Consider the following 24,187-nt stretch of genomic DNA (forward strand, 5'->3'; position numbering starts at 1 on the left):
CCATCAAGAAAAAAGAGACCTGTTCCGTGAAGAAACAGGTCTCAAGACTCAGTTATCTCATTAAATGGTGCGCAGTAAGTTGGCCATTTCAATCGCAGAAACCGCCGCTTCATATCCTTTGTTACCGGCTTTTGTTCCCGCACGTTCGACAGCCTGCTCGATCGAATCCGTCGTCAGAACACCAAAGATAATCGGCACGCCTGTTTCCCGTGAGGCGCCGGCGACCCCTTTCGCGACTTCGTTGCAAACATAATCATAATGTGATGTCGCGCCGCGGATGACGGCCCCGAGTGTGATGACAGCGTCATAGTTCCCGCTTTTCGCAAGCTTTTCCGCGACGAGTGGAATCTCGAACGCTCCCGGTACCCACGCCGTGTCGACAGCGTCCGCCGCGACGCCGTGGCGACGGAACGCATCGTTCGCTCCACCGACTAATTTTGATGTGATCAATTCATTGAATCGTGCTGCGACGATCGCGACGCGCAGTCCTTCACCTGTTAAAAATCCTTCGAATACCATGTTAGTTTCCTCCTTGGATGTCGAGCAAATGCCCGAGTTTCGTTTGTTTCGTCTGCAGATACTGTTTGTTTTCCGGAACCGCCGCAATTTCAAGCGGAACCCGTTCAAGCACTGTGATCCCTTCGTTTTCCAACGCCTGCTGTTTTTCAGGATTATTTGTCATCAGACGGATTTTCGTGACTCCCAAATCGTGCAACATAGCGGCGGCAACGGAATAATTGCGTAAGTCTGTCGCATAGCCGAGCGCATGATTTGCTTCGACCGTATCGAGCCCCTGTTCCTGCAACTCATAGGCTTTCAGTTTTGCCATCAAACCGATGCCGCGTCCTTCCTGCCGCAAGTAAAGAACGGCTCCGCCTTCCTGACCAATCCGTTCCAGTGCCGCGTCGAGTTGTGGACCGCAATCACACCGTTTAGAACCGAAGACATCTCCCGTCAGACACTCGGAATGCAGCCGAACGAGCATCCCGTCTTCCGGCTCTCCTGATAAAACGGTCACATGCTCTTTTTGATCGGGCGTCGTATAACCGAGCATCCGGAATGCGCCATGCACCGCCGGAAGCAGGACGTCCGCTTCCCGTCGGACCGGACGTTCAAGATAGGCAACAAGCGCATCGATCGTAATCATCTTCAGCCCGTGGACTTCTTTATACGTCAGCAAATCATCCACACGGGCCATCGTTCCGTCCTCGAGAATAATTTCGCAAATGACGGTTGCTTCAGCACTTCCCGCAAGACGGGCCAAATCGACACCGGCTTCCGTATGACCGCGTCGTTCGCGAACGCCGCCCTCTTTTGCAATCAAAGGGAAGATATGACCGGGACGTTTGAATTGTTTAGGCCCGTCCGTCAGCATCCGTTGAATCGTCAAAGCACGTTCCGCGGCACTGATGCCGGTCATCGCGTCTTCATGATCAATGCTGATCGTAAATGCCGTCCCGTGCGGATCGGTATTGACATCCGTCATCGGGTTCAGCTCAAGGCGTGCTGCAAGTTGCGGGCTGACCGGGACACAGACAAGTCCTTTCCCGTACGTGATCATAAAGTTGATCTGTTCCGGTGTCGCATGTTCCGCGAGGAGGATCAGATCTCCTTCATTTTCCCGATTTTCATCATCACAGACGATGATCGGACGTCCGTGTTTTAAGTCTTCCACCGCTTCTTCTACAAGATCAAATCCGTTCATCCTGCTCCGCCTCCTAAAAATGCCGACCAATCCGTCTTTTGTTCCTGCTGCGTAAAGTGATACAGATGTTTTGCCATTAAATCACACTCGATATTGACGAGCGATCCGCTTTGCAACCGGTCAAACGTCGTCACCTGCCGCGAATGCGGAATCAACGAGATGGTCAGACTGTTTGTCTCGATGTGCTGAATCGTCAGGCTCGTTCCGTTAATCGCAATCGAACCTTTCGGAATACAATACTTACGCCAGTCACCGGTCTCAAACCGGTATTCCATCGCTTCACCGTCCGGGCGCCGGCTTAAGAACCGAGCCGTTCCGTCGATATGTCCGCTGACGAAATGACCGCCAAACCGTCCGTCTGCCGGCATCGCCCGTTCGAGTTGAACCGGTGTGCCGACCCGTAAGGTCTGAAGAGACGTCGCCCGAATCGTTTCGTGCACGGCATCTGCCGTAAAAGCCGTCGAAGTCATCGCCGTGACCGTCAAACAAATCCCGTCAACCGCGATACTGTCACCGATTTTTGTTCCTTCGAGTACATGTCGCGCTTCAATTTCAAGCGCCAGACCATTCGGTCGCGGAACTTTTCGTTTGAGCGTTCCGACTTCTTCAATCAATCCTGTGAACATGATCCGTCTCCTTTCCGCGCGTAGCGCAGATGCACATCCTGCCCGATTGGTGCGACAGCCGTTAAGTCAAACCGGTCTTCGATTTCGACAGCACTTGCTAATCCCGGCATTCCCTTTAGAACGGATGGCGCTTGATAGACCTCAAGACGGTCGACAAGGTCGGCTTCTAAAAACGCCGACTGAATCGTCGGTCCGCCTTCAATCAATACACTGTGAATGCCTTGTGCATAGAGCGTCTCTAAAATCTGCTCCGGCGTCGCATACGTGCCGACGAGAGCCGTGACGTTCGATTGAGCGGAGACACGCGGTTGTTCCGTCAGCCAGTATGTCGTATTGAGGCCGTCGCGGAAAATTTGGGCCGTTTCCGGCAAACGTCCGCGCCGGTCGACGACGATCCGGATCGGTTCCGGTCCTGCTTCCGTCCGTAATGTCAACGCGGGATCATCGACCAATACCGTCTCACTTCCGACGAGAATGGCATCGTGTGTCGCCCGCAGCTCACGTCCAGCTTCTCGTGCTGCAAGTGACGTGATAAAGCGTTGTTCACCTGTCGTGACGATTCCGTTTAAACTTTGTGCGACTTTGACGGTGACGTTAGGGCGGTTACGCTTGAGACTTTGCCAAAACGGTGTATAAAAGCGAACGGCTTCGTCTTCGAGCAGTCCGACTTCGACCGTCAGTCCCGCGTCGCGCAGGCGCTTGATGCCTTGTCCGGCGACGATCGCATGACGGTCTTCGGTCGCGACGAACACCCGCTTGATGCCGGCAGCTAAAATCGCTTCCGTACAGGGGGGTGTCTTTCCATGATGGTTACACGGCTCGAGCGTCACGTAGAGATCGGCACCACGCGCCGCCTCTCCTGCCATGTTTAACGCTTCGACTTCCGCATGCGGCCCACCCGCAAACCGGTGGGCGCCGAAGCCAAACACTTTTCCATGTTTCGTAATGACACAACCGACACTCGGATTCGGACTGGTTTGTCCGTCTAACATCCGTGCCAATTGCATCGCCTGATGCATTCGATTATTCATATTTTCGCTCCTTTCAAAAGAAAAGACGCCGCTGCATTTGCAGGGCGTCATGATTGAAGGGTCACGAAAGAAACGTCTTGTTTTCTGTTAAAAGCATACAGAAATAGACCTTTTTCCGAACAGATTTTTTCAGAAAATGGTTTCAAGCACATTTTTTCGTTCTTCTCCCATCCGGACTTTACCGTCGGCCCTGGAATCACACCAAGTCAGCCATAGTGCGTACACTATGGGTCGCGGGCTCGTCGATTTAAAAATCGCATCACCGCCGGTTGGGATTTTCACCCTACCCCGAAGAACTGGTTATTCAGTTGTACAGGTCAAGACTAGCACAGGTTATTTTAAAATACAAAAAAGAACTTGTATTCTTTTTCGCGAGGCCGAAAAAAAAAGTATGGATTCCCCGACCTGTCATCATGAAAAGATCCGGTGGGGAAGTCCATACTTCTATCTGTTCCGGTTACGCCAAGTATCCGTTTTTCCGGTCGTGAAACTCCTGTTTGACCGTGCCAAGCAACGAATCATCCGTCAGCAGACGTAATCCCGTCCGCGCCAGAATTTTGGCTCCCGTAATCAAGGCTTCGTCGCCCTGTTCCGATTTTGCCGCCTCCCGGAAACTTTCGGTATGCGCCACTAAATCATCAGCTCCGATCTTGATATACGGATGAATCGTCGGCAGGACTTGACTGATATTTCCGGCATCGGTCGAGCCGAGTCCCGGTCGTTCATCGGTCTTGACATCTTCTCCAAGTGCCGTCGCTTCTTCCCGGAAAATCTCGTCAAACGTCCGGTTGAACAGGAGGTTATCGACCTCATTTTGGAAGGCAATGACCTCAAGCGTCGCTCCGGTCGCAAGGGCCGCCCCTTCGGCAACCGCTTTGACTTTCTTCGTCACCGCGTTCAGCCGTTCGCGTGTCGTCGCCCGGATAAAGAAGCGGGCCTTCGCGTACTCGGGAATGATGTTCGGCGCATCTCCGCCATCCGTAATGATGCCGTGAATCCGGATATCACTCGGCAACTGTTGCCGTAACGCGTTGATCCCGTTAAACAATTGAATGACGGCGTCAAGCGCATTGATCCCTTCTTCCGGTGAAGCCGCCGCGTGTGCCGGTTTGCCGGTGAAGGCAAAATCGAGCGGATCGACGGCAAGCGACGAACCGGTGATCCGGGTCTGTCCAGATGGATGAACCATCAAAGCCGCGTCAATCCCTGTCAGCAGATCATGTTTGACGAAACTGCCCTTCGCACTGCCGTTTGGTCCGCCCTCTTCCGCCGGTGTCCCGAGGACGACGACACTGCCGCCGACCTCATCAATGACCTTGCTGAGCGCAATCGCTGCCGCGACACTCGTCGTGCCGATGATGTTGTGCCCGCACGCATGACCAATCCCCGGTAACGCGTCATATTCAGCGAGAAAAGCGATCGTCGCTCCCGGTTTATCCGAAACTTTCCGGGCGAGGAATGCCGTCTCATGTCCCGCGACACCAAGTTCGACTGTAAATCCTTCCGCCGTCAGCCGTTCCGCATGATGACGTGACGCAAAATATTCCTCGTTCCCAATCTCGGGTGTCGCATGAATCCGGTGGCTTGTCTCGAGATACGACTCGCGTTTTTGTTCAATATCCTGTTCAATCGTTTGTGTCAGGTTTTCCCGTATCGTCTGAATCGTCATTTGGGTCACGCTCCTTTTGGTTTTTGGTTATTCTCCGATATCGCTGAGAGGGACGAACGTTGGAATCGTGCTGCCTTTGTACTCTTTTTTGATGAAGGCGGCGACGTCATCCTGCTGGTACAGCGAGGCGATTTTCTTGAGCGTCTTTTTATCTTTGTCTTCTGTCCGGGTCGCGATGATGTTGATGTAGGGTTTGGCCGTCTCGTTTTCATGGAAAATCGAATCCTTGATCGGGTTAAAGCCGGCATCGACGGCGATTCCATTATTGATGATCGAGGCTGAGACATCCGGCAGCACGCGTGGTGTCTGACCGGCCACGACCGGGACAATCTTCAGTTTTTTCGGATTCTCGACGATTTTATCGACGGAGCCGTTGCCGTCAAAGTCGTCCGGCAATTTAATCAAGCCGGCTTCCTGCAGCAACAGCAATGCCCGACCCATGTTCGTCGCTTCGTTCGGAACGGCAATCTTTCCGCCAACCGGAATGTCTTTGACGTCCTTGACCTTATCCGAATAAATCCCCATCGGCGCGATGACCGTCGTCGCAATCGGCGACAGTTTTAACTTATGTTCTTTTTTGAAGGCGTTAAAGTAAGAGACCGTCTGGAAGGAGTTCGCATCAATCTCCCCTTCCGCCAGGGCGAGGTTCGGCTGGACGTAGTCGGAGAACTTGACGAGTTCAATCGTGATGCCCTCTTTCTTCGCTTTTTTCGCGACGTATTCCCAGACTTGTGTATCAGAACCGCTGACTCCGAGCTTGACCGTCTTTTGATCTTCTTCTCCGGAAGCGGCACATCCCGCAAACAATACCGTCGTTAATGCTGCACCAATCGCTAAACCTTTTTTCATCTTTCATCTCTCCCTTTTTTCTCTATTTGTAGTTGTTTAGTGTCTCCGAATTTTTCGTGCTAACAGATTGCCTGTCGTCTGTAACCCTTGAACCAAGATGACGAGAATTCCGACCGTGATGATCATGACCGTCGTATCAAACCGTTGGTAACCGTAAGTAATCGCCAAGTCACCAAGTCCACCGCCACCAATCGCCCCGGCCATTGCTGATGCGCCGATCAAACCAATCGTCGCAATCGTCAGGTTCAGAACAAGCGAGCTGAACGCTTCCGGCAACAGAAAACGGAAAATCGTCTGCAACGGTGTCGCCCCCATCGCTTCCGCTGCCTCAAGGACACCGGTATCGACTTCAAGCAACGAACTTTCGATCAGGCGGGCAATGTACGGTGCCGCGTAAAAGACGAGCGGAACGATTGCCGCCTGTGTTCCGATTGACGATCCGACAATTAAACGGGTCAGCGGAATGATTGCCACGAGCAGAATGATGAACGGAACGGACCGGAAGATATTGACGATGCCGCTTAGGACATTGAAGAACGGAATTTGTTCGAGCAACGCTCCTTTGCGTGTCACGACAAGCAGAATCCCGAGCGGTAAACCAATCAATGTCGAAAAGAGTAATGACAGTCCAACCATCGTCAACGTCTGCAGAAAAGCAGTCCAGATGTCCGTGTAATTAACTAGCATCTGCGAGCACCTCCTCGACGATGACATCCGATTGATCGATATATTGTAGTGCCCGCTTGATTTCTGCCGCGTCCCCAATCAGTTCAACGAGCAGACTGCCGAACGGGATGTTTTGCAGTTCCGTAATGCTGCCGTGCAGGATGTTGAGATCGACATCAAAGCGTTTTGCGACCTGCGATAAGAGCGGTTGTCCCGTCCCTGCCCCGAGGAAGTTGATTTTGTAGATGTGATGGCCGGCATCCCGTTGGTCGATGACTTTTTGAACCGAGGCCGGAATCTCATCCTGCATGACGGAGCGGACGAAGTTTTTCGCCGTCGCCGTCTGCGGATTTGAGAAGACGTCGAACACGGTCCCCGATTCAATCAGCTGACCGGCTTCGATGACGGCGACCCGGTCACAAATCTCGCGGATGACCCCCATCTCATGGGTAATCAGTAAAATTGTGATGCCGTATTCCTGATTGATTTGCTTCAGCAGACGCAGTATGTGTTGGGTCGTCTGCGGATCGAGGGCGGAAGTCGCTTCGTCACACAACAGGACCGACGGCTGGGTGGCGAGTGCCCGGGCGATGCCGACCCGTTGTTTCTGACCGCCCGATAACTGATCCGGATAATGATCGGCTTTATCTGCCAGGTCGACGAACTCGAGCAGTTCCGTGACCCGCCGCTCGACCTCGTCTTTTTTGACACCTTTTAAGACAAGGGGTTTTGCGACATTCGCAAACACTGTATTCGAATCCAGCAGGTTGAAGTGCTGAAAGATCATCCCGATGTGTTGCTTCGCTTCCCGTAATTGCTTCGCCGACAGTGTCGTCAAATCTTGTCCATCGACCGTCACACTGCCGGATGTCGGCCGTTCAAGCAGGTTGACGCAACGTAATAAGGAACTTTTCCCGGCTCCGCTGAAACCGATGACGCCGAAGATTTCGCCTTTTCGGATTTCAAGATCCACTCCATTCAGCGCAGCGATCGATTGATCATTTGTTTCATAGATTTTTTTTACATTTTTGAATGTAATCACCACTTTTCCCCCTTCAAAATACAAAAAAGGTCTCTTCTTAAGAAACAAGAAGAGACCTGGATCCGCACAATGGCAGAATCCACTCGACTCATCTCTCAGACAATTGTCTGATGGAATTGGCACAGTGCTCATAATGAGTCTGTTGCCGAGGTTTCGTAGGGCCAGTCCCTCCACCTCTCTGGATAAGTGTTGCGGTATGAAATTCATATGTGTGTTGTTGCCGATTGAACTTATGTCGTAAAACTAATTTTTACACTACAGAAAGATCTTTTAAAGGTCAACCATATTTTCAAAAATAAACCATATGACCCATATCGATTGCTTTCCCGGGACAAACCGGATCCTTGCATAAGTTTTGATGCCATTAAAGAGAGTTTGACAATCCCTTTCCGTCAATGCTATCATCTTCTCAATGATTAATCCGACAATTCCTATACGATATATCAAGAGTGGACGAGAGACCTGGCTCTAGGACTCCACGGCAACCTGCCGATCGGCAAGGTGCTCCGACCAGCAAAGCAGTTGCTTTGGATGATACACACGAGAAACTCGTTTGCGTCCAAAGCCAAACGGGTTTTTATTTTTGAAATGGAGGACGAGATGATGAGTATGATTTATCCTGTTATACCGGGTGCCGAAGCCTTTTCCCTAGGACGCGGATCCGTCGGCATTTTGCTCTGTCACGGTTTTAATGCAACGCCGCAAAGTGTTCGGGCTGTAGGAGAACAGTTCGCCGCACACGGTTTTTCCGTCTATGCGCCCCGCCTGCACGGGCACGGGACGGATCTGCGGGAATTCGAAGCAACGACGGCCGATGACTGGAAGCAGAGTGTCCGTGACGGCTTCGAACAATTGGCTGGTCGGTGCGAATCCGTCTTCATCGTCGGCCAATCGATGGGGGCGACACTTGCCCTGTCACTTGCCGCTGAAGGTCTCCCGGTCGCAGGAATCATCACCATCAATGCCGCCTTGTCCGTCCCTGCCTATGAAGCCTTATCGTTCACCGATTGTCCGGTCTATCTGCCGGAAAGTGCGCCTGATATTAAACAGTCGGCTTTTGAAATCATCTATGATTTCGTCCCCGCTGTCTGCGCTTCGGAACTGTTACGACTGATTAAGGAGACACGGTCAGCCCTTGCGGCAATTCAAATTCCGACACTTATTTTATATTCTGCCGAGGATCATGTCGTGCCGCCGGTCTGTTCCGATTATTTGTACCGGACGATCGGTGCGGCGGATAAGCGCAGTTACTGTCTGCTTGACTCCTATCACGTCGCAACGCTTGATCACGACCAAAAGACGATCGTCCGCGAAACACTTCAGTTCGTCGAACAGTTCAGCCGGTTGACACAGACCGGTTGATTTCAAAAAAAGCGAACGATTCTTCGGTCTGACTGCCGGGAATCGTTCGCTTTTTTACATTTCTTAATTGTGCTGCTGCTTTTTCCATTCCTGCAACGGTTGTGGTTTTCCCGGTACTTGATGGCAATGGCGGCAACGTGGTTCATAGGACTCAGATGCCCCGACCAGAATGATCGGATCATTGTAGTTGGCCGGTTTTCCGTCAATCAATCGTTGGGTCCGCGATGCCGGATCGCCGCACGACAGACAAATCGCCTGAAGTTTTGTCACGAATTCTGCGCGTGCCAATAATTCAGGCATCTTGCCGAATGGTTCTGCCCGAAAATCTTGATCGAGGCCTGCACAAATGACGCGTTTGCCATCTTGAGCCAGTGCTTCGATGACGGCGACAATCTCATCGTCAAAAAATTGAACTTCGTCAATTGCGACGATTTGCGTCTCTTCCGCCACTGCTGCATAGACATCACGGCTCGTCGCCATCGGAATCGCGATGACCGAATTGCCGACGTGCGACACGACGTGTTCCTCATGATACCGGTCATCGATTGCCGGCTTGAACACTTGAACCGGTAACTTTCCATACTGTGCCCGTCTGACACGACGGATCAGTTCTTCCGACTTGCCGGAAAACATACTTCCGCAAATCACTTCAATCCAACCATATTGATTGATCACATGCATCATCGTAAACACCGTCCTCTAAATTAGTCACTTTAACGAGTATAGCCCGAATCTAAATTGAGAAAAAGGATTGACTTCTAAAAATCAAAAACCCTTGCCAAATTCGCCACTTTCTTCATCTTCTCATTTCAACTGGTATGTATTTCCTGTACACTGAAAGAGAAGTTTCTTTGAAGGAAGGTGACTCCGATTCATCACATATTACACGAAGTCCTCCACCAATATGGAGCGTTCGGACTCGCAATTCTTCTGGCCGGTGGAATCGTCGGTCTTCCGGTTCCGGACGAGACGTTACTCGTCATGTCAGGATTTTGGATGCATCACGGTGATTTACCGCTCGTCGGAACGATTCTTGCCGCCTATGCCGGCAGTTGTATCGGTATGACGATCAGCTACGTGCTCGGTTTGAAGCTCGGAATGCCGTTACTGCATCGAATGGCTCCGAAATTACGGATTTCTGAAAAACATATCTTTAAAGCCGAAGCCGGATTTTTACGTTACGGAAAAACCGTTCTAATCATCGGTTACTACATACCGGGTCTTCGGCAGTTGTCCGCCTTTTTTGCCGGTGTCTCGAAAATGCCGTTCCGGATCTTCGCCACCTATGCGTATACAGGTGCTCTCATTTGGATCAGTGTTTTTTTAGGAGCCGGATATTTTTTAGGGCGTCATTTTTCCTTCAGTCTACTGCTCGAACATTTCGCGAACAATCCGGATACACTCCCTTACCTGGTCGGTGCTGCCGGTGCAATCGGCCTGTCTTTCGTTCTGAAAACGTACCTGACGTATCGTGCAAAATTCAGCCTATACAAAAACAGCCTGCTCCAGTGATGGAGACAGGCTGTTTTTTAATACTGAAGTCGCAATTACTTGCGGCCGTATTTTTTGTTGAAGCGATCGACACGACCGTCTGCAGCGTTGAACTTTTGACGACCAGTGTAGAATGGGTGCGAGTCCGAAGACACATCCACACGGATGAGTGGGTACTCGTTTCCATCTTCCCAAGTGATTGTCTCGTTCGAAGAACGTGTAGAACCAGTCAAGAATTTGTACTCAGTAGTTGAGTCCATAAATACAACTTTGTTGTAGTTTGGGTGAATTCCTTGTTTCATGGTTGTTTTCTCTCCTTCCGCCCTGGTTCATTTGCTGAGCCAGAGTAAGTTACCTTCCTATACTAAACGATTTTTTCATGCCCCGCAATACCTATTTTCAAGTCGTTGTGTCGGTTTTCGTCACACGTGGCTTCACAGGCGCACGCCGGACGGGTTTCTTCTTTTCTTTCTCCAGTTCAACGAAAAATTCTTCGTTATTTTTTGTATCCCGGATCTTGCGTAAAAAGCTGTCGACGAACTCATTGGACTCGTTCATCGTCCGGCGGATCGTCCATAAGGCATCCAGTTGTTCCTTCGGTAACAGCAACTCTTCTTTCCGTGTTCCGGATTTCCGAATATCAATCGCCGGGAAGATCCGGCGCTCGGATAATTTCCGGTCCAGATGCAGTTCCATGTTCCCCGTCCCTTTAAACTCTTCATAGATGACATCATCCATCCGTGAACCGGTCTCGACAAGAGCAGTCGCAAGAATCGTCAGGCTGCCGCCGTGTTCGATGTTCCGTGCGGCACCGAAAAAGCGTTTCGGCTTGTGGAAAGCTGCCGGGTCAATCCCGCCGGACAATGTTCGTCCACTTTGCGGCACAGTAAGGTTATAAGCCCGTGTCAAACGCGTAATCGAATCCATTAAAATGACGACATCTTTTTTATGTTCGACGAGACGCATTGCCCGTTCCAACACAAGTTCTGAAATCCGGACGTGATTGTCCGGTGTTTCGTCAAATGTCGAACTGACGACATCTGCGCCCGGGACGGAACGTTCGATATCCGTCACTTCTTCCGGCCGTTCGTCGATCAATAGAATAATCAGTTCAACATCCGGATGGTTAACTTGGATTGAGTTCGCGATTTCTTTTAATAGAGAAGTCTTACCTGCTTTTGGCGGCGCGACGATCAGACCGCGCTGACCAAAGCCGACCGGCGCAATCATATCCATCACCCGGACCGACAAATGGCGTGGTTCTGTCTCAAGGCGCATCAAACGATCCGGATAGATTGGTGTCAATGCCGGGAAGAACAGACGGTTCCGGGCTGTATCCGGCGCTTCTCCATTGACGGCTTCCACACTTAATAAGCCTTGGAACCGTTCATTTTCTTTTGGCGGACGAACTTTCCCAGTCACGACGTCTCCGTTACGGAGATTAAAGCGGCGGATTTGTGAAGCGGCGATATAGATGTCTTCAGAGGATTGCGAGTAGTTGATAGGACGAAGGAAGCCGAAGCCGCCGTCATTTTGCATTTGTGGGTTTCCGGGGATGACTTCGAGTACCCCCTCGAGGAAATAAAGACCGGTGGATTCTGCCTGCGCTTTAAGAATCTTGAACATCAATTCGCGCTTACGAGCCTCACGGTACTGTGGTACGTTTTTTGTTTTGGCGATTTCATATAAATCTTTTAATGTCAGGTTACTTAATTGAGCAAGTGTATAGGAACGTTCTGGTTTGTCAGTTTTTTCAGTTGGCATATGCATTCACCTATTCTTCGTATAAATTCAGGAGCAAAGGATGTCTTCTTCATGGTGCAAAGGATCATGTTGCAGATTCTTCGTGAATTAAAGGTATCACATTTCATCCATTTCGTCGTGATTTAAGAAATGGGAATTTCTTCTTTGTAATATTCGAGTATATTATTGCAATTATGTTACAAAAACGTCATGTTTTGTAGCGGAACTGAAAAAACGTTTTCATGTATCCGCATGCTAAGATAATCGTGCAGAGAAAAACTTACACAGTTGTAAGGCATACTGCTTAAACAAACACTTAATAAGATACATCATATAACTCGGTTTTCAAAACTACTTTAAAATGACATGGAGGATTTCACATATGAAACGTTTTCTAGCATCGGTCGCGACAGCAGCATTAGTGGTTTCAGGATTTGCATCAGTGGGAACAGGTAAGGTTGAAGCAGCTTCTACAGTAACTAAAGTTAAGATCACAGACAGCGGATTACGTGTTCGTACGGGCCCTTCTACAAAAGCAAGCATCGTTGGTAAAGTAAACGCAGGCCAAACATTTACATACAAAGGTAAATCAGGCAGCTGGACTAAAATTTCATACGGTGGGAAAACACGTTACGTTTCGACACAGTATACGAAAACATATAAGTCTTCTACTTCAACGGCTAAAAAATCAACAACTTCATCTTCAACACGTACACGCCTTCTAAGCGAAGCAGCAAAACATAAAGGAACTCCTTATGTATGGGGCGGAACGACAACTCGTGGATTTGACTGCTCTGGTTTCACAAGCTACGTCTACAAAAAAGCAGCAGGCAAAACATTACCACGTACGTCTTCTTCACAATATGCTTCTTCTAGAAAAGTAAGTGTTTCAAACGTTCAACCTGGAGATCTTGTTTTCTTCTCACACGGTAGCGGCATTCAGCACGTCGGTATGGCAACAAGCAAAACAAGCATGGTTAACTCAGAAACAGGCGGCGTTAAATACTCTAGCTTCAAATCAGGTTACTGGGGTTCACGCCTTGTCGGCGCGGGTTCATACCTATAATTGAAATTACCAAGCGGTTGAGCATCGGCTCGATCGCTTTTTTTCTACCCGATTATCTAAGGAGGACATGTCATGAACGTATTAATCACCGGCGCATCTGCCGGAATCGGTCGCGAACTGGCTTATCTGCATGCGGAACAGGGAGATCATCTGTTACTGGTCGGACGGAACGCCGAACAACTTTTCGAAACGAAACACTTTGTCGAACAACGCGGTGGATCTGCCGTCGTGCTTCCATATGATATCGGGCAATCGCTTCAAATTAAAGCCCTGTTACGTGCGACAGAGAACACTCCGGTCGATATTTTAATCAACAATGCCGGGTTTGGTCTGTACGGGGAATTCATCGAGACGGATTTAGCACGCGAACTCAATATGATTGACGTCAATATCCGGGCACTGACACATTTGACGAAAGCTTTTGCCCGGCGAATGAAAATACAGGGTGGCGGACGGATCATTCAGATTGCTTCGACCTCGTCTTTTCACGGCGGTCCTTTGATGAGCGTCTATTATGCGACAAAAGCGTACGTCCTCAGTTTTTCGGAAGCTTTGGCAGACGAGCTCGCCCCCTACAACATTCAAGTGACAGCGGTTTGTCCGGGAGCGACGCATACGGATTTCGCCAAAACGGCCGATTTAGCAACGTCCGGATTGTTTAAGCGTCCCGGCATCATGGACGCGCCAACCGTCGCGCAACTTTCCTTCGACGGATACATGAACGGAAAAACACTTGTCATTCCGGGTCGCAGTAATACGGTTTATGTCTTCATGACCCGTTTCTTCTCCCGCCGGAAACTCGTTCAGATGACACATCAGTTGCAGGCTCCGGCCAATCATTAATAGAGTTTCTTGCGACAAACAGTTCCGGCATACAATAATCAAACAAGGTTGACTCAAACAGAGATCCCTCGTCTTTTCACGCCCTTTCCTCAGGCGAGACACAAGCCAGCCTGCCTCATCCAGGCAGGAAACCGGGTCTTGTTTGTCTCTGACAGCGCAAGCTCGCTGCTTTTTCTTGTAGAAGTGGCGTGAAGTAAGTGATCCCTGTTTAAACGGAATGAGGGTGGCAGAATAATAATCTGCCACCCTCATCTTTGTAAAGACTGACGTTTGAGTCAGCTCTGTTTTCTCGGACAGGGAAGTTCAATGCACCACCAAGCATTTCAAACGAAATCTTTTACTCTCTGCATGCAAAAAGGGAGGTGGATTTTCGAATTTACGAAAATCCATCTCCCTTGTGCAATACATCATCGATTTAAAAAGAATGACGTTCTTCACGCGACTCCTACGGGAAAAAGCGCAGTTTTTCCGCGCTGTCAGAGACAAACGAGACCCGACTACTTGTCCATTTGGACAAAGTAGGCGCAGCTTGTGTCTCGCCCGAGGAAAGCAGGTGAAGAAAACGTAGATTCTTTTGATAAGACCATCGAAACGATTACTTAATCACAAGCTTCGGTTTTTTCTTGAACGAGTGAATACCTTCAACGAAACGAACCGTTCCCGACTTCGCCCGCATGACGACCGAGTGCGTTTGACCGCCTTGTGCCGTGAACTGAACACCTTTCATCAACTCGCTGTCTGTGACACCGGTTGCTGCGAAGATGCAGTCATCTCCCGTGACAAGATCATCCATCATAAGGATTTTCGACGGATCTTCGATGCCCATCTTCTTGCATCGTGCGACTTCTGCTTCATCCGCCGGCAAGAGACGGCCTTGAAGTTCTCCGCCGAGACATTTTAAGGCAACGGCTGCAAGAACACCTTCCGGCGCCCCGCCTGAACCGAGCAGAATATCAATCCCGGTGTGCGGGAAAGCTGTATTGATGGCTGCCGCGACATCTCCGTCACCAATCAAACGAATCCGGGCCCCTGTTGCGCGAATACGTTGAATGATTTCTTCATGGCGTTCCCGGTCAAGAATCGAGACGACGACGTCTTCGATTTCTTTGTTTTTCGCTTTTGCGACTGCAGCGATGTTTTCTTCGATTGTCGCATCTAAGCTGATATGTCCCGCTGCTTCCGGTCCGACCGCAATTTTATCCATGTACATATCCGGTGCGTGTAACAAATCACCGGCATCTGCGACTGCAAGAACTGCGAGTGCACCCCATGTTCCTTTGGCGACGATGTTCGTCCCCTCAAGCGGATCAACTGCGACATCAAGACGCGGTCCGTATCCATTTCCGAGTTTCTCACCGATATACAGCATCGGTGCCTCATCCATTTCCCCTTCGCCGATGACGACTGTTCCTTTCATCGGGATCGTATCAAATACATCACGCATGGCGCTGGTTGCTGCATCATCCGCCTCGTTTTTCAAGCCCTTCCCCATCCAGCGTGCCGAAGCCAGTGCTGCTGCCTCTGTTACGCGTACGAGTTCCATCGATAAACTTCTCTCCATGTGTATAATCCCCTCTCCCTAACTGAAAACCTTAAACCGTTTCGCGCCAAACAAGAGCGCCGAGTCCTTTTAACTTCTCGTCAAACCGTTCGTAGCTTTGATCAAGTACTTCTGCATGGTGTAATAACGTTTCACCGGAAGCAAGCATTCCACTTAACACGAGTGCCGCGGCACCACGTGGATCATGGGCTTCAATTTCAGTGCCGCGCAATGCTTCACCGCCGCGGATGATGATTGAAGCGTCTTCGTGGGTAATCCGTGCATTCAGGCGCCGCATTTCCTGGACATGCCGGAAACGTTGCGGATACAGCTTGTCGACGACGACACTTGCGCCTTTCGGTTTCAACAGGACAGCCGAAATGACCGGTTGCAGATCACTCGGAAATCCTCCGTAATGAAAGACACGAATATCAATCGGTTTCGCCATATCGATGGACGCTGTGACCGAATCATCCGCCAACTCGATTTTAGCCCCGAACCGTTCCAACTTTTGAATGATGCTTTCAAGATGTAACGGAATGACGTTATCAACCGTCACGCGGCCGAGGACGGCTCCCATTGCCAGGAACGTCCCTGCTTCCATCCGGTCCGGAATTAACGTATGACGGCATCCTTGAAGCGTCTCGACGCCTTTGATTCGAATCTCATCGGTCCCTGCACCTTTGACACTCGCACCCATGTTCGTCAACATCGTACTCACGTCGATGACTTCCGGATCACACGCTGCATTTTCAATGACCGTCGTTCCTTCCGCCATGACAGCGACCAGCAAGGCACTAATGGTCGCACCGAATGAAGGAAGGTCCAGATAAATCCGGTTTCCCTTCAACTCTTCGACGTTCATGTAGTAAACCCCTTGTTCATTTCGCATCTCGACACCGAGTCGTTCCAGTGCCTTGATGTGTAAATCAATCGGTCGAGGACCGATGGCATAACCACCGGGCAGACCGACGACCCCCTGTTTGAATCGCGCCGCGAGAACACTCATCAGGTAAATGGATCCACGTAATTTTCGTGTATCCGTCCCGGTGAGCGGCATCGGTTCGACATGACTCGGGTCAATCGTCACCATATCGCCTTGACGTGTTACGACAGCTCCAAGCATCTCAATGATTTGGATCATCGTCGCGACATCGCCAATGTCCGGTACCCCCTCAAGAATGACCTGTTGATTGGTCAGCAGTGCTGCCGCGAGACACGGAATCGCACTCTGTTTCGATCCACTGATCATGACGGTTCCTTCAAGACGTTGTTGTCCTACGATATGCAAAATGTCCACATTCCATCAACCTTTCTCTACAATCTGTTATTGCTGCGCTTTTTCCCAGTCAGCCAGGAAACGTTCGATTCCCTGCGTCGTTAACGGGTGTTGCGTCAGTGATTCAATGACATTAAGCGGAATCGTCGCAATGTCTGCTCCAGCGAGCGCCGCATTCGTGACGTGAACCGGATTACGAACAGAAGCCGCGATGATTTGTGTCGGAATATCATGAATGACGAAGATTTGGGCAATCGTTTCGACAAGCCCCATTCCGTCTTGCCCGATATCATCCAGACGACCGAGGAACGGCGATACGTATGTCGCGCCGGCACGTGCCGCAAGCAAGGCCTGGTTCGGATTGAAGATCAACGTGACGTTCGTCGTGATGTTTTCTTTTGAAAGTGCTGCAACAGCCTCAAGTCCTGCCGGTGTCATCGGAACCTTTACCGTAATGTTCGGTGCAATCTGAGCAAGTTCCTTCCCTTCCCGAATCATTCCTTCTGCATCGAGGGCAATGACTTCAGCGCTGACTGAGACGTCTCCGACGATCTCACAGATTTCGCGCAGTCGTGTATGGAAATCGACGCCTTCTTTTGCGACGAGTGACGGGTTTGTCGTAACCCCATCTAAAATCCCCATTTTATGTGCTTTTTTAATATCCTCTACGTTTGCTGTGTCGATAAAAAATCTCATCTCTCTCTTTCCCCTTTCATCCCTTAAAGTATCACTTGAAATCGCTTACTCCTCCATTATAAATTTTTTCGGTGAGAAGTCCTAACGTTTTCCAAAACAATCTGCTGATTTAGATGAAAAAAAGCACGATAGACGAGTGTCTATCGTGCTTTAGGCATGGAAAATTAAGCTTTGTTGCTTGAACCGAACTCACGCATCTTACCGATGACAGTTTGTTTGATTGCTTCGCGACCTGGTGCGATGAATACGCGTGGGTCATATGCTTCTGGTTTCTCAGCCAAGACTTCACGAACCACTTTCGCGAACGAAATTTGGTTTTCCGTGTTGACGTTGATTTTCGAAGTACCAAGCGAAATTGCTTTTTCGATATCGTGTGTCGGGATTCCTGTTCCACCGTGAAGAACGAGTGGAAGGTTTGTTGCGTTACGGATTTCTTCCATTTCAGTGAAACCAAGGTTTGGTTCACCTTTGTATGGTCCGTGAACAGAACCGAGTGCAGGAGCAAGCGTATCGATACCAGTTTCTTTGACGATACGAACGCAGTCGTCAAGTTTCGCGTACATGACATCACCGATGACGTCGTCTTCTTGTCCGCCAACTGTACCAACTTCCGCTTCTACTGAAACACCTTTCGAATGCGCATACTCAACAACAGCTTTTGTTGTTTCGATGTTTGTGTCGATCGGGCTATGTGAATCGTCGATCATTACAGATGTAAATCCAGCGTCGATCGCTTCTTTACATTTTTCAACGCTCGAACCGTGGTCGAGGTGGATTGCAACAGGAACTGTTACTTTCATGTCGTGAACGAGACCTTCTACCATTTTAACAACAGTGTAGAATCCGCCCATGTGACGTGCTGCACCTTCAGATACTCCAAGAATAACTGGTGACTGCTCTTCTTGAGCTGCACCGAGTACTGCTTGAGTCCACTCGAGGTTGTTGATGTTGAATTGACCTACTGCGTACTTACCTTCGAGAGCTTTGTTTAACATGTCTGTCATAGATACTAATGGCATAATGACATCCTCCTCTGTTTTGATCGCTACTTACACGTAAACGTGCATTTTCAGACTGATTATAACACACTGATTCACCAGAACGTACAGCATTTCACTCCGAATTTAGGATTGTGACGACGACGTGAAGGATTAACCGCTTACATCGTTCGAAATTTGCACAGTCACTTCTTTTTTTAATTCAAAGATGTCGAACGGTTTGCCGAAGAAGGCAACGACACCGAGTCGTTTCGCTTCATCCATCGCTTCTTTTTCGTCTAAAGCGGTCATCAGAATCGTGCGGATCCGTCGTCCGACCTCATCCTGATGACGCAGGACTTCAAGACCGGTCCGCCCCGGCATGTTGACATCCATCAATAACAAATCGTATTCCGTCTCCTTGAGCCGTTCAATCGTCTCAAGACCATCGACGGCGACATCGATCGTATATCCTTGCGCCTGAAACAATTGTGCCAGTAAATTCCGAATCCCCGGTTCATCTTCCGCGATGAGTAATCTTCCTTTCATCTCCCACACTCCTCCTCTAGTTATTTCCATTCTACATGAAAGCAAAACTTGCTATATACTGTGTGTGAGAGAAATTTAGAAAGGATGTTAGAAATGCTGAAAATTTTAGCGACACAATTCAATGGAAAACTACAAACGCTTACAAAACAGGAAGACGAATTATTCGATGTCGTCCGTCTGCTTGCGCAGGCACTCGTCGGTCAAGGAAAAGTCTATCTCGATGCCTACGGCGAGTTTGAAGGACTGTATCCGATGCTGTCCGACGGTCCGGACCAGATGAAGCGTGTCACGAAAATTAAGGATCATAAAACGTTGCATGCCGTCGACCGGGTGTTGATTTTCACACCGGATACGGAACGGTCCGATCTACTCGCGTCACTTGCCCGCTATGATGCATGGCATACGCCGTATTCAATCATCACACTTGGTGATGTGACGGAAACACTCGAACGGTCGATTGCACCGCTCGCTCTGAAATTCGATAAAGGATTGCTTCCGGCTGAGGACGGTTCCCGTCATGGTTTGCCGAGTCTGGCACTGGGTGCCTTCCTGTTGACGCATATTTTGACACAGTTACAAGAGATGACGGAAGAGTGGGAATGACGCTTTTCTTCTATAGTAATAAACTAAACAACCCTGTCTCCGATTTGGAAACAGGGTTGTTGGTCATTCACTTTAATTCTTACTCACCAAGTGATGCCTGGATGAAGTCATGGAACAAGGCTTGCGGACGTTCCGGACGCGAAATCAATTCCGGGTGGAACTGACAAGCGACGAACCATTTGTGTTCCGGGATTTCGATGATTTCAACGAGACGGCCATCCGGGCTCGTACCAGAGAAGATCATGCCGTTCGCTTCGAACTGTTCACGGAATTCGTTGCCGAACTCATAACGGTGACGGTGACGTTCGTAAACGAGTTCACTCGAATAAGCAGCACGCGCTTTTGAACCGTCTTCAAGCTTACACGGATACAGACCAAGACGAAGTGTTCCGCCGAGATCTTCGATGTCTTTTTGTTCCGGCAACAAATCGATGATCGGATACGGTGTCGCCGGATCGATTTCCGCCGAGTGGGCACCTTCAAGATTCAAGACGTTACGGGCGAACTCAACTGTCGCCAGTTGCATACCGAGGCAAATTCCGAAGAACGGGACGTTGTTTTCACGGGCAAAACGTGTCGCTTCGATTTTCCCTTCGATTCCACGTTCTCCGAATCCGCCCGGGACAAGGATTCCATTTGCTGAACCGAGTAATTCCTGAACGTTGTCACGCGTGACGTCTTCTGCATTGATCCAGTCGATTTCGATGTCGCTGTTAAAGGCGAAACCGGCGTGTTTCAAAGCTTCTGCAACCGAGATGTACGCATCACGGAGTTCGACATATTTCCCGACGAGAGCGATTTTCGTTTTCTTCTCGAGGTGTGTCACGGTGTGGACAAGTTGCTTCCAAGCAGTCATGTCAGCAGCCGGTGTATCGAATTTGAAGTAGTCACAGACGAGTTGGTCCATGCCTTGACGTTGCAGATTAAGCGGTACTTCATAGAGTGTCGATGCATCCTTCGCTTCGATGACGGCTTCCGGACGTGTATCACAGAAGAGAGCAATTTTATCTTTCATTTCTTGTGGTACATCATGCTCGGCACGAAGCACGATGATATCCGGCTGAATACCGTAGCTGCGGAGTTCTTTAACACTGTGTTGTGTCGGTTTCGTCTTCAGCTCGCCTGCAGCGGCAAGATACGGAACGAGTGTACAGTGAACGTACATGACGTTTTCTTTCCCAATATCGTTTTTCACCTGACGAATGGCTTCGATGAACGGAAGCGATTCGATATCCCCTACTGTTCCACCAATCTCTGTGATGACGACATCTGCGCCCGTTTCTTTTCCGGCACGGAAGACACGGTCTTTGATTTCATTCGTGATGTGCGGAATGACCTGAACCGTTCCACCGTTGTAATCCCCGCGACGTTCTTTTTTCAGAACCGTCGAGTAGATCCGGCCGGATGTCACGTTTGCATTTTGGCTGAGGTTAATGTCGATGAACCGTTCGTAGTGACCAAGGTCAAGGTCCGTTTCAGCACCGTCATCCGTGACGAACACTTCGCCGTGCTGGTACGGGCTCATCGTTCCCGGGTCGATGTTGATGTACGGGTCGAATTTTTGGATCGTGACGTTCAGGCCACGGTTTTTCAAGAGACGAGCGAGTGATGCTGCCGTGATCCCTTTACCGAGCGAAGATACTACCCCACCGGTTACGAAAATATACTTTGTCATGATTAAATTGCTCCCTTCTCGAGTCCAGAAATCTGTCAGAGGTCGTTAAAAAATAAAAAAGCAAAAGTGCCCCCATTCACAGGAGACACTTTTGCTGAAATTAAGCACGTTGCTTAAAGAAGCCCATGACTAACTTACGTCATTCCGAAAACTTCGTCAAGCAGATTTTTTAAAGACAAAAATCACACGTACCTGTGTCAGCCGTCAACGAAAAAACTACCATTTTCATGTTCAAAAATGGCAGGTTGCGGTTGTTAAACTTCTTCGTCATCTTCCTCGAAATCTTCGAGGTCTTCTTCATCCAAATCGTCTTCGAGGTCATCAATGACCGCAACTTTTTTGAATGTATCTTCTTCGCTGTCATCTGCTGCATCATAATCAGCAGTTTTCGCGAATGTATCGAGATCATCTTCGATCGTCTCGAACTCATCTTCTTCTGCATCGTAGTTAAACTCTTCTTCGAACTCATCGAGTTCACCGCGTTGACGCGCTTCGATGACCAAGTCCTCGTCCGATTTATCGAACGGATACCATGCACGAAGCGACCAACGGTTAGCTCCGACGTTAACGAAGTTTCCGTCGATGTTCATGTCCGTATAAAGTTGGGCAAGTTTCTCGAACTTATCCTCTTCATTTTTAAACGTATGATATTTTTCGATTTCTTTTGTGATGTCATCGAAAGTAATAGGCTGTTCGCCCGCTTCTTGCAGCATTTCATTGACGAAGTTAATCAGTGAAAGATCAGTAATTTCTTCTTTACTTAAACGGCTGAGGCTCATTGTGACGGCCACTTCCTTTCATTTGCGTTCAATCCATTACTTCTCATTATACGCAAAAGGGCTTTTAAAAATCCAGTCTCTCGTAAAAAAAGATTCATCGAAAAAGAAAATTGGGTTTTTGAGGGGCCTGAAAAAGGAATAATCCAAGAGAAAAGAAGGAGGAATCACGGATGGATGTGACAATTGAACGGGTAAACGACTTTGATGGATACAACTGGCTTCCGTTGCTCGCTAAAAGTTCGCAGGAAGGATTCCAACTCGTCGAGCGAATGTTACGCAACCGCCGGGAGGAATCGTTTCAAGAAGACGGGGAAGCGATGTTCGTCGCCCTGTCGACAACCAATCAAGTCCTCGCGTGCGGCGGATATATGAAACAATCCGGTCAAGCCCGAACCGGCCGGATCCGTCATGTCTATGTCTTGCCGGAAGCCCGGTCACATGGAATCGGGACGGCATTGCTTGAAAAAATCATGTCTGAAGCCTTTTTGACGTATGACCGACTCGTCTTATACAGCGAACAGGCCGATCCGTTTTATCAAGGTCTCGGATTTCAACTCGTTTCCGGTGAAAAAATCACGCACACTTTGGATAAAACCGCTTTTGCCGACTCAAACCGATGAATTGACATATCGGAAAGTATCGATTAGATTGATGGCATGACACAACAAGTAGATCTTTTTAAAGCGTTGTCGAACGAAGTCCGTCTCGACATCTTACGCTGGCTCAAGGATCCAGAGACTCATTTCAACAAACCGGCTGCTCACTTGTCAACGAATCTCGCTGAAAAAGGAGGCGTCTGTGTCGGTGATATCCAGGAGAAGGCCAACCTGTCCCAATCCACGGTATCCCAGTACTTGGCGATGTTACAAAAAGTCGGATTGCTCGAATCCGAACGTCACGGCAAGTGGACGTATTACCGTCGAAATGAAGAAAAGATTAACGAGTTGGCAGAGTATCTAAAAGGAGAACTCTAAGGGGTTTTCCTTTGTTCATATATCGACAATTCTCGATATGTAGATTTGGAAAAGAAAGAAGGAACGGATTGTGAAATTCATTTATTACCTGTTGGCTTTACTTGCCGGGATTGCGCTCAGTATCGAAGGCGCCATCTACGGGGAGCTTGGTAACAGTATCGGTAAACTCGAAAGCAGCTTTTATAATTTCTTTGCCGGTACAATCATCATCGGCATCATCACCCTTTTCTTTGGAAAAGGTTCGCTTGGCTATACATTCAAAGCTCCGAAATGGACGTTGCTCGGCGGATTACTCGGAAGTATTTATTTGACGATCCTGATCATCAGCATCCCGCTCGTCGGTGTCGGTCTCGCCATGATCAGCGTCATCATCGGTCAGATGATCGCCAGCATGGTCATTGAACATAAAGGATGGCTCGGAAGTCCCCGCGTCGCCATCAACAAAGACAAATTAATCGCATCCGGCCTGATGGTCGTCGCGCTATTTTTGATTTTCTAAGAAGGAGGAAACTTGATGAATATCGCATTACTCGGCATGACACTGCTCGGAGGAATTCTCCTCAGTGCCCAGTCTTCAATCAACGGTGCCTTCGGTCAAAAAGCCGGCGCACTGGAAAGTACATTTTTAACTTTTTTCACCGGCATGCTCCTGCTTGCACTCGCCGTCCTCTTTTTCGGACAAGGAGATGTCCTGTTAATTCTTGATGCACCCCGGTGGCAGCTCAGTGCCGTCTGGTTCGGTGTCAGTTATCTGTTCCTGACCATTCTCTCCGTCCCGAAAATCGGGGTGACGGCAGCCAGTATCGCAACCGTCATCGGACAGTTGTCGGCCGGAATGGTGCTTGACCACTTCGGAACATTCGGCGGCGTCGAAGTCGCGTTTGATTTGAAACGTTTTGCCGGTCTGTTGTTTATGCTCGCCGCCTTGTTCTTTATTTACCGCGGCAACAAGCGCCGGGTCGAAGCGCCTGCTTCCGACTCGATGGCTTCTTGATTATGATATCCAAAACATGACTAATCTA

27 protein-coding genes and 3 riboswitches are annotated in these 24,187 nt (G+C 49.3%); of the genes, 9 read left to right on the plus strand and 18 right to left on the minus strand.

Features of this window, described 5'->3' with window-relative positions; all coding sequences use genetic code 11:
* Positions 1-60: 60 nt before the first annotated feature.
* From ribH to EXIG_RS13815, 8 genes are all read right to left on the minus strand, one after another.
* Positions 61-519 (minus strand): 6,7-dimethyl-8-ribityllumazine synthase, encoded by a 459-nt coding sequence (ribH, locus tag EXIG_RS13780; RefSeq protein WP_012371577.1) that lies wholly within the window; start codon positions 517-519, stop codon positions 61-63.
* 1 nt (position 520) lies between these two features.
* Positions 521-1,705: a bifunctional 3,4-dihydroxy-2-butanone-4-phosphate synthase/GTP cyclohydrolase II gene (locus EXIG_RS13785; protein ID WP_012371578.1), complete on the minus strand. Its 1,185-nt coding sequence runs from the start codon at positions 1,703-1,705 to the stop codon at positions 521-523.
* A complete protein-coding gene (ribE, locus tag EXIG_RS13790) occupies positions 1,702-2,331 on the minus strand; it encodes a riboflavin synthase (RefSeq protein ID WP_012371579.1) in 630 nt (209 codons plus the stop codon). Before ribE ends, EXIG_RS13785 begins: the two co-directional genes overlap by 4 nt.
* The gene (gene ribD, locus EXIG_RS13795) at positions 2,316-3,362 is read right to left on the minus strand and encodes a bifunctional diaminohydroxyphosphoribosylaminopyrimidine deaminase/5-amino-6-(5-phosphoribosylamino)uracil reductase RibD (protein ID WP_012371580.1); all 1,047 of its coding nucleotides are present in this window, start codon (positions 3,360-3,362) and stop codon (positions 2,316-2,318) included. The genes ribE and ribD overlap by 16 nt, the downstream gene beginning before the upstream one ends.
* Before the next feature lie 155 nt (positions 3,363-3,517).
* Positions 3,518-3,662, minus strand: a riboswitch (FMN riboswitch).
* Between the two features lie 157 nt (positions 3,663-3,819).
* Positions 3,820-5,031 carry a M20 family metallopeptidase gene (locus EXIG_RS13800; protein ID WP_012371581.1) on the minus strand — a complete coding sequence of 404 codons (1,212 nt, stop codon included), beginning with the start codon at positions 5,029-5,031 and terminating at the stop codon, positions 3,820-3,822.
* Between the two features lie 27 nt (positions 5,032-5,058).
* Positions 5,059-5,880 (minus strand): MetQ/NlpA family ABC transporter substrate-binding protein, encoded by an 822-nt coding sequence (locus tag EXIG_RS13805; RefSeq protein WP_012371582.1) that lies wholly within the window; start codon positions 5,878-5,880, stop codon positions 5,059-5,061.
* Between the two features lie 36 nt (positions 5,881-5,916).
* Positions 5,917-6,567: a methionine ABC transporter permease gene (locus EXIG_RS13810; protein ID WP_012371583.1), complete on the minus strand. Its 651-nt coding sequence runs from the start codon at positions 6,565-6,567 to the stop codon at positions 5,917-5,919.
* On the minus strand, positions 6,557-7,588 hold the full coding sequence (locus EXIG_RS13815) for a methionine ABC transporter ATP-binding protein (RefSeq protein ID WP_012371584.1): 1,032 nt from the start codon (positions 7,586-7,588) through the stop codon (positions 6,557-6,559). Before EXIG_RS13815 ends, EXIG_RS13810 begins: the two co-directional genes overlap by 11 nt.
* Before the next feature lie 85 nt (positions 7,589-7,673).
* A riboswitch (SAM riboswitch) is annotated at positions 7,674-7,777 on the minus strand.
* Positions 7,778-8,025: 248 nt separating this feature from the next.
* A riboswitch (SAM riboswitch) is annotated at positions 8,026-8,129 on the plus strand.
* 62 nt (positions 8,130-8,191) lie between these two features.
* On the opposite strand from EXIG_RS13815, the gene EXIG_RS13820 reads away from it, so the two are divergent.
* Positions 8,192-8,950 (plus strand): alpha/beta hydrolase, encoded by a 759-nt coding sequence (locus tag EXIG_RS13820; protein ID WP_041261745.1) that lies wholly within the window; start codon positions 8,192-8,194, stop codon positions 8,948-8,950.
* A 63-nt stretch (positions 8,951-9,013) separates the two neighbouring features.
* On the opposite strand, the gene EXIG_RS13825 is transcribed toward EXIG_RS13820, so the two are convergent.
* Positions 9,014-9,634 (minus strand): thymidine kinase, encoded by a 621-nt coding sequence (locus tag EXIG_RS13825; protein WP_012371586.1) that lies wholly within the window; start codon positions 9,632-9,634, stop codon positions 9,014-9,016.
* A gap of 177 nt (positions 9,635-9,811) precedes the next feature.
* Here EXIG_RS13825 and EXIG_RS13830 point away from each other — a divergent pair, with 177 nt between their 5' ends.
* A complete protein-coding gene (locus EXIG_RS13830) occupies positions 9,812-10,462 on the plus strand; it encodes a DedA family protein (RefSeq protein WP_012371587.1) in 651 nt (216 codons plus the stop codon).
* A 35-nt stretch (positions 10,463-10,497) separates the two neighbouring features.
* Here EXIG_RS13830 and EXIG_RS13835 read toward each other — a convergent pair whose 3' ends face one another.
* Positions 10,498-10,743 (minus strand): type B 50S ribosomal protein L31, encoded by a 246-nt coding sequence (locus tag EXIG_RS13835; RefSeq protein ID WP_012371588.1) that lies wholly within the window; start codon positions 10,741-10,743, stop codon positions 10,498-10,500.
* Positions 10,744-10,840: 97 nt separating this feature from the next.
* Positions 10,841-12,205: a transcription termination factor Rho gene (rho, locus tag EXIG_RS13840; protein ID WP_012371589.1), complete on the minus strand. Its 1,365-nt coding sequence runs from the start codon at positions 12,203-12,205 to the stop codon at positions 10,841-10,843.
* Between the two features lie 361 nt (positions 12,206-12,566).
* On the opposite strand from rho, the gene EXIG_RS15795 reads away from it, so the two are divergent.
* Entirely contained in the window at positions 12,567-13,250 is a 684-nt protein-coding gene (locus EXIG_RS15795) for a C40 family peptidase (RefSeq protein ID WP_012371590.1), read from the plus strand.
* Between the two features lie 72 nt (positions 13,251-13,322).
* The gene (locus EXIG_RS13845) at positions 13,323-14,093 is read left to right on the plus strand and encodes an SDR family NAD(P)-dependent oxidoreductase (RefSeq protein WP_012371591.1); all 771 of its coding nucleotides are present in this window, start codon (positions 13,323-13,325) and stop codon (positions 14,091-14,093) included.
* A gap of 595 nt (positions 14,094-14,688) precedes the next feature.
* Here EXIG_RS13845 and glpX read toward each other — a convergent pair.
* The 5 genes from glpX to EXIG_RS13870 form a co-directional block, all read right to left on the minus strand.
* Positions 14,689-15,654, minus strand: a complete 966-nt coding sequence (gene glpX / locus EXIG_RS13850) for a class II fructose-bisphosphatase (RefSeq protein WP_041261747.1) — start codon at positions 15,652-15,654, stop codon at positions 14,689-14,691.
* Between the two features lie 31 nt (positions 15,655-15,685).
* Entirely contained in the window at positions 15,686-16,933 is a 1,248-nt protein-coding gene (murA, locus tag EXIG_RS13855; RefSeq protein ID WP_012371593.1) for a UDP-N-acetylglucosamine 1-carboxyvinyltransferase, read from the minus strand.
* 27 nt (positions 16,934-16,960) lie between these two features.
* Positions 16,961-17,608 carry a fructose-6-phosphate aldolase gene (gene fsa / locus EXIG_RS13860; protein ID WP_012371594.1) on the minus strand — a complete coding sequence of 216 codons (648 nt, stop codon included), beginning with the start codon at positions 17,606-17,608 and terminating at the stop codon, positions 16,961-16,963.
* Positions 17,609-17,772: 164 nt separating this feature from the next.
* Positions 17,773-18,627, minus strand: coding sequence for a class II fructose-1,6-bisphosphate aldolase (gene fba, locus EXIG_RS13865; RefSeq protein ID WP_012371595.1), 855 nt, complete (start codon positions 18,625-18,627; stop codon positions 17,773-17,775).
* Between the two features lie 132 nt (positions 18,628-18,759).
* The gene (locus tag EXIG_RS13870; RefSeq protein WP_012371596.1) at positions 18,760-19,134 is read right to left on the minus strand and encodes a response regulator; all 375 of its coding nucleotides are present in this window, start codon (positions 19,132-19,134) and stop codon (positions 18,760-18,762) included.
* Between the two features lie 93 nt (positions 19,135-19,227).
* On the opposite strand from EXIG_RS13870, the gene EXIG_RS13875 reads away from it, so the two are divergent.
* Positions 19,228-19,737: a DUF2529 family protein gene (locus EXIG_RS13875; RefSeq protein WP_012371597.1), complete on the plus strand. Its 510-nt coding sequence runs from the start codon at positions 19,228-19,230 to the stop codon at positions 19,735-19,737.
* Between the two features lie 79 nt (positions 19,738-19,816).
* Here the strand turns inward: EXIG_RS13875 and pyrG are convergent, their stop codons facing one another.
* Positions 19,817-21,412 carry a CTP synthase gene (pyrG, locus tag EXIG_RS13880; RefSeq protein ID WP_012371598.1) on the minus strand — a complete coding sequence of 532 codons (1,596 nt, stop codon included), beginning with the start codon at positions 21,410-21,412 and terminating at the stop codon, positions 19,817-19,819.
* 254 nt (positions 21,413-21,666) lie between these two features.
* On the minus strand, positions 21,667-22,203 hold the full coding sequence (rpoE, locus tag EXIG_RS13885; protein ID WP_234944546.1) for a DNA-directed RNA polymerase subunit delta: 537 nt from the start codon (positions 22,201-22,203) through the stop codon (positions 21,667-21,669).
* Positions 22,204-22,361: 158 nt separating this feature from the next.
* Between rpoE and EXIG_RS13890 the strand changes: the two genes are divergently transcribed.
* The 4 genes from EXIG_RS13890 (at position 22,362) to EXIG_RS13905 (ending at position 24,159) form a co-directional block, all read left to right on the plus strand.
* Positions 22,362-22,811, plus strand: coding sequence for a GNAT family N-acetyltransferase (locus EXIG_RS13890; protein WP_012371600.1), 450 nt, complete (start codon positions 22,362-22,364; stop codon positions 22,809-22,811).
* 36 nt (positions 22,812-22,847) lie between these two features.
* Positions 22,848-23,165, plus strand: a complete 318-nt coding sequence (locus tag EXIG_RS13895) for an ArsR/SmtB family transcription factor (RefSeq protein ID WP_012371601.1) — start codon at positions 22,848-22,850, stop codon at positions 23,163-23,165.
* Between the two features lie 70 nt (positions 23,166-23,235).
* Positions 23,236-23,664, plus strand: coding sequence for a DMT family transporter (locus tag EXIG_RS13900; RefSeq protein ID WP_012371602.1), 429 nt, complete (start codon positions 23,236-23,238; stop codon positions 23,662-23,664).
* Positions 23,665-23,679: 15 nt separating this feature from the next.
* Positions 23,680-24,159: a DMT family transporter gene (locus tag EXIG_RS13905; RefSeq protein ID WP_012371603.1), complete on the plus strand. Its 480-nt coding sequence runs from the start codon at positions 23,680-23,682 to the stop codon at positions 24,157-24,159.
* Positions 24,160-24,187: the final 28 nt, after the last annotated feature.

Origin of the sequence: Exiguobacterium artemiae 255-15 (assembly GCF_000019905.1) — a bacterium.
GTDB classification, from domain to species: Bacteria; Bacillota; Bacilli; order Exiguobacteriales; family Exiguobacteriaceae; genus Exiguobacterium_A; species Exiguobacterium_A artemiae.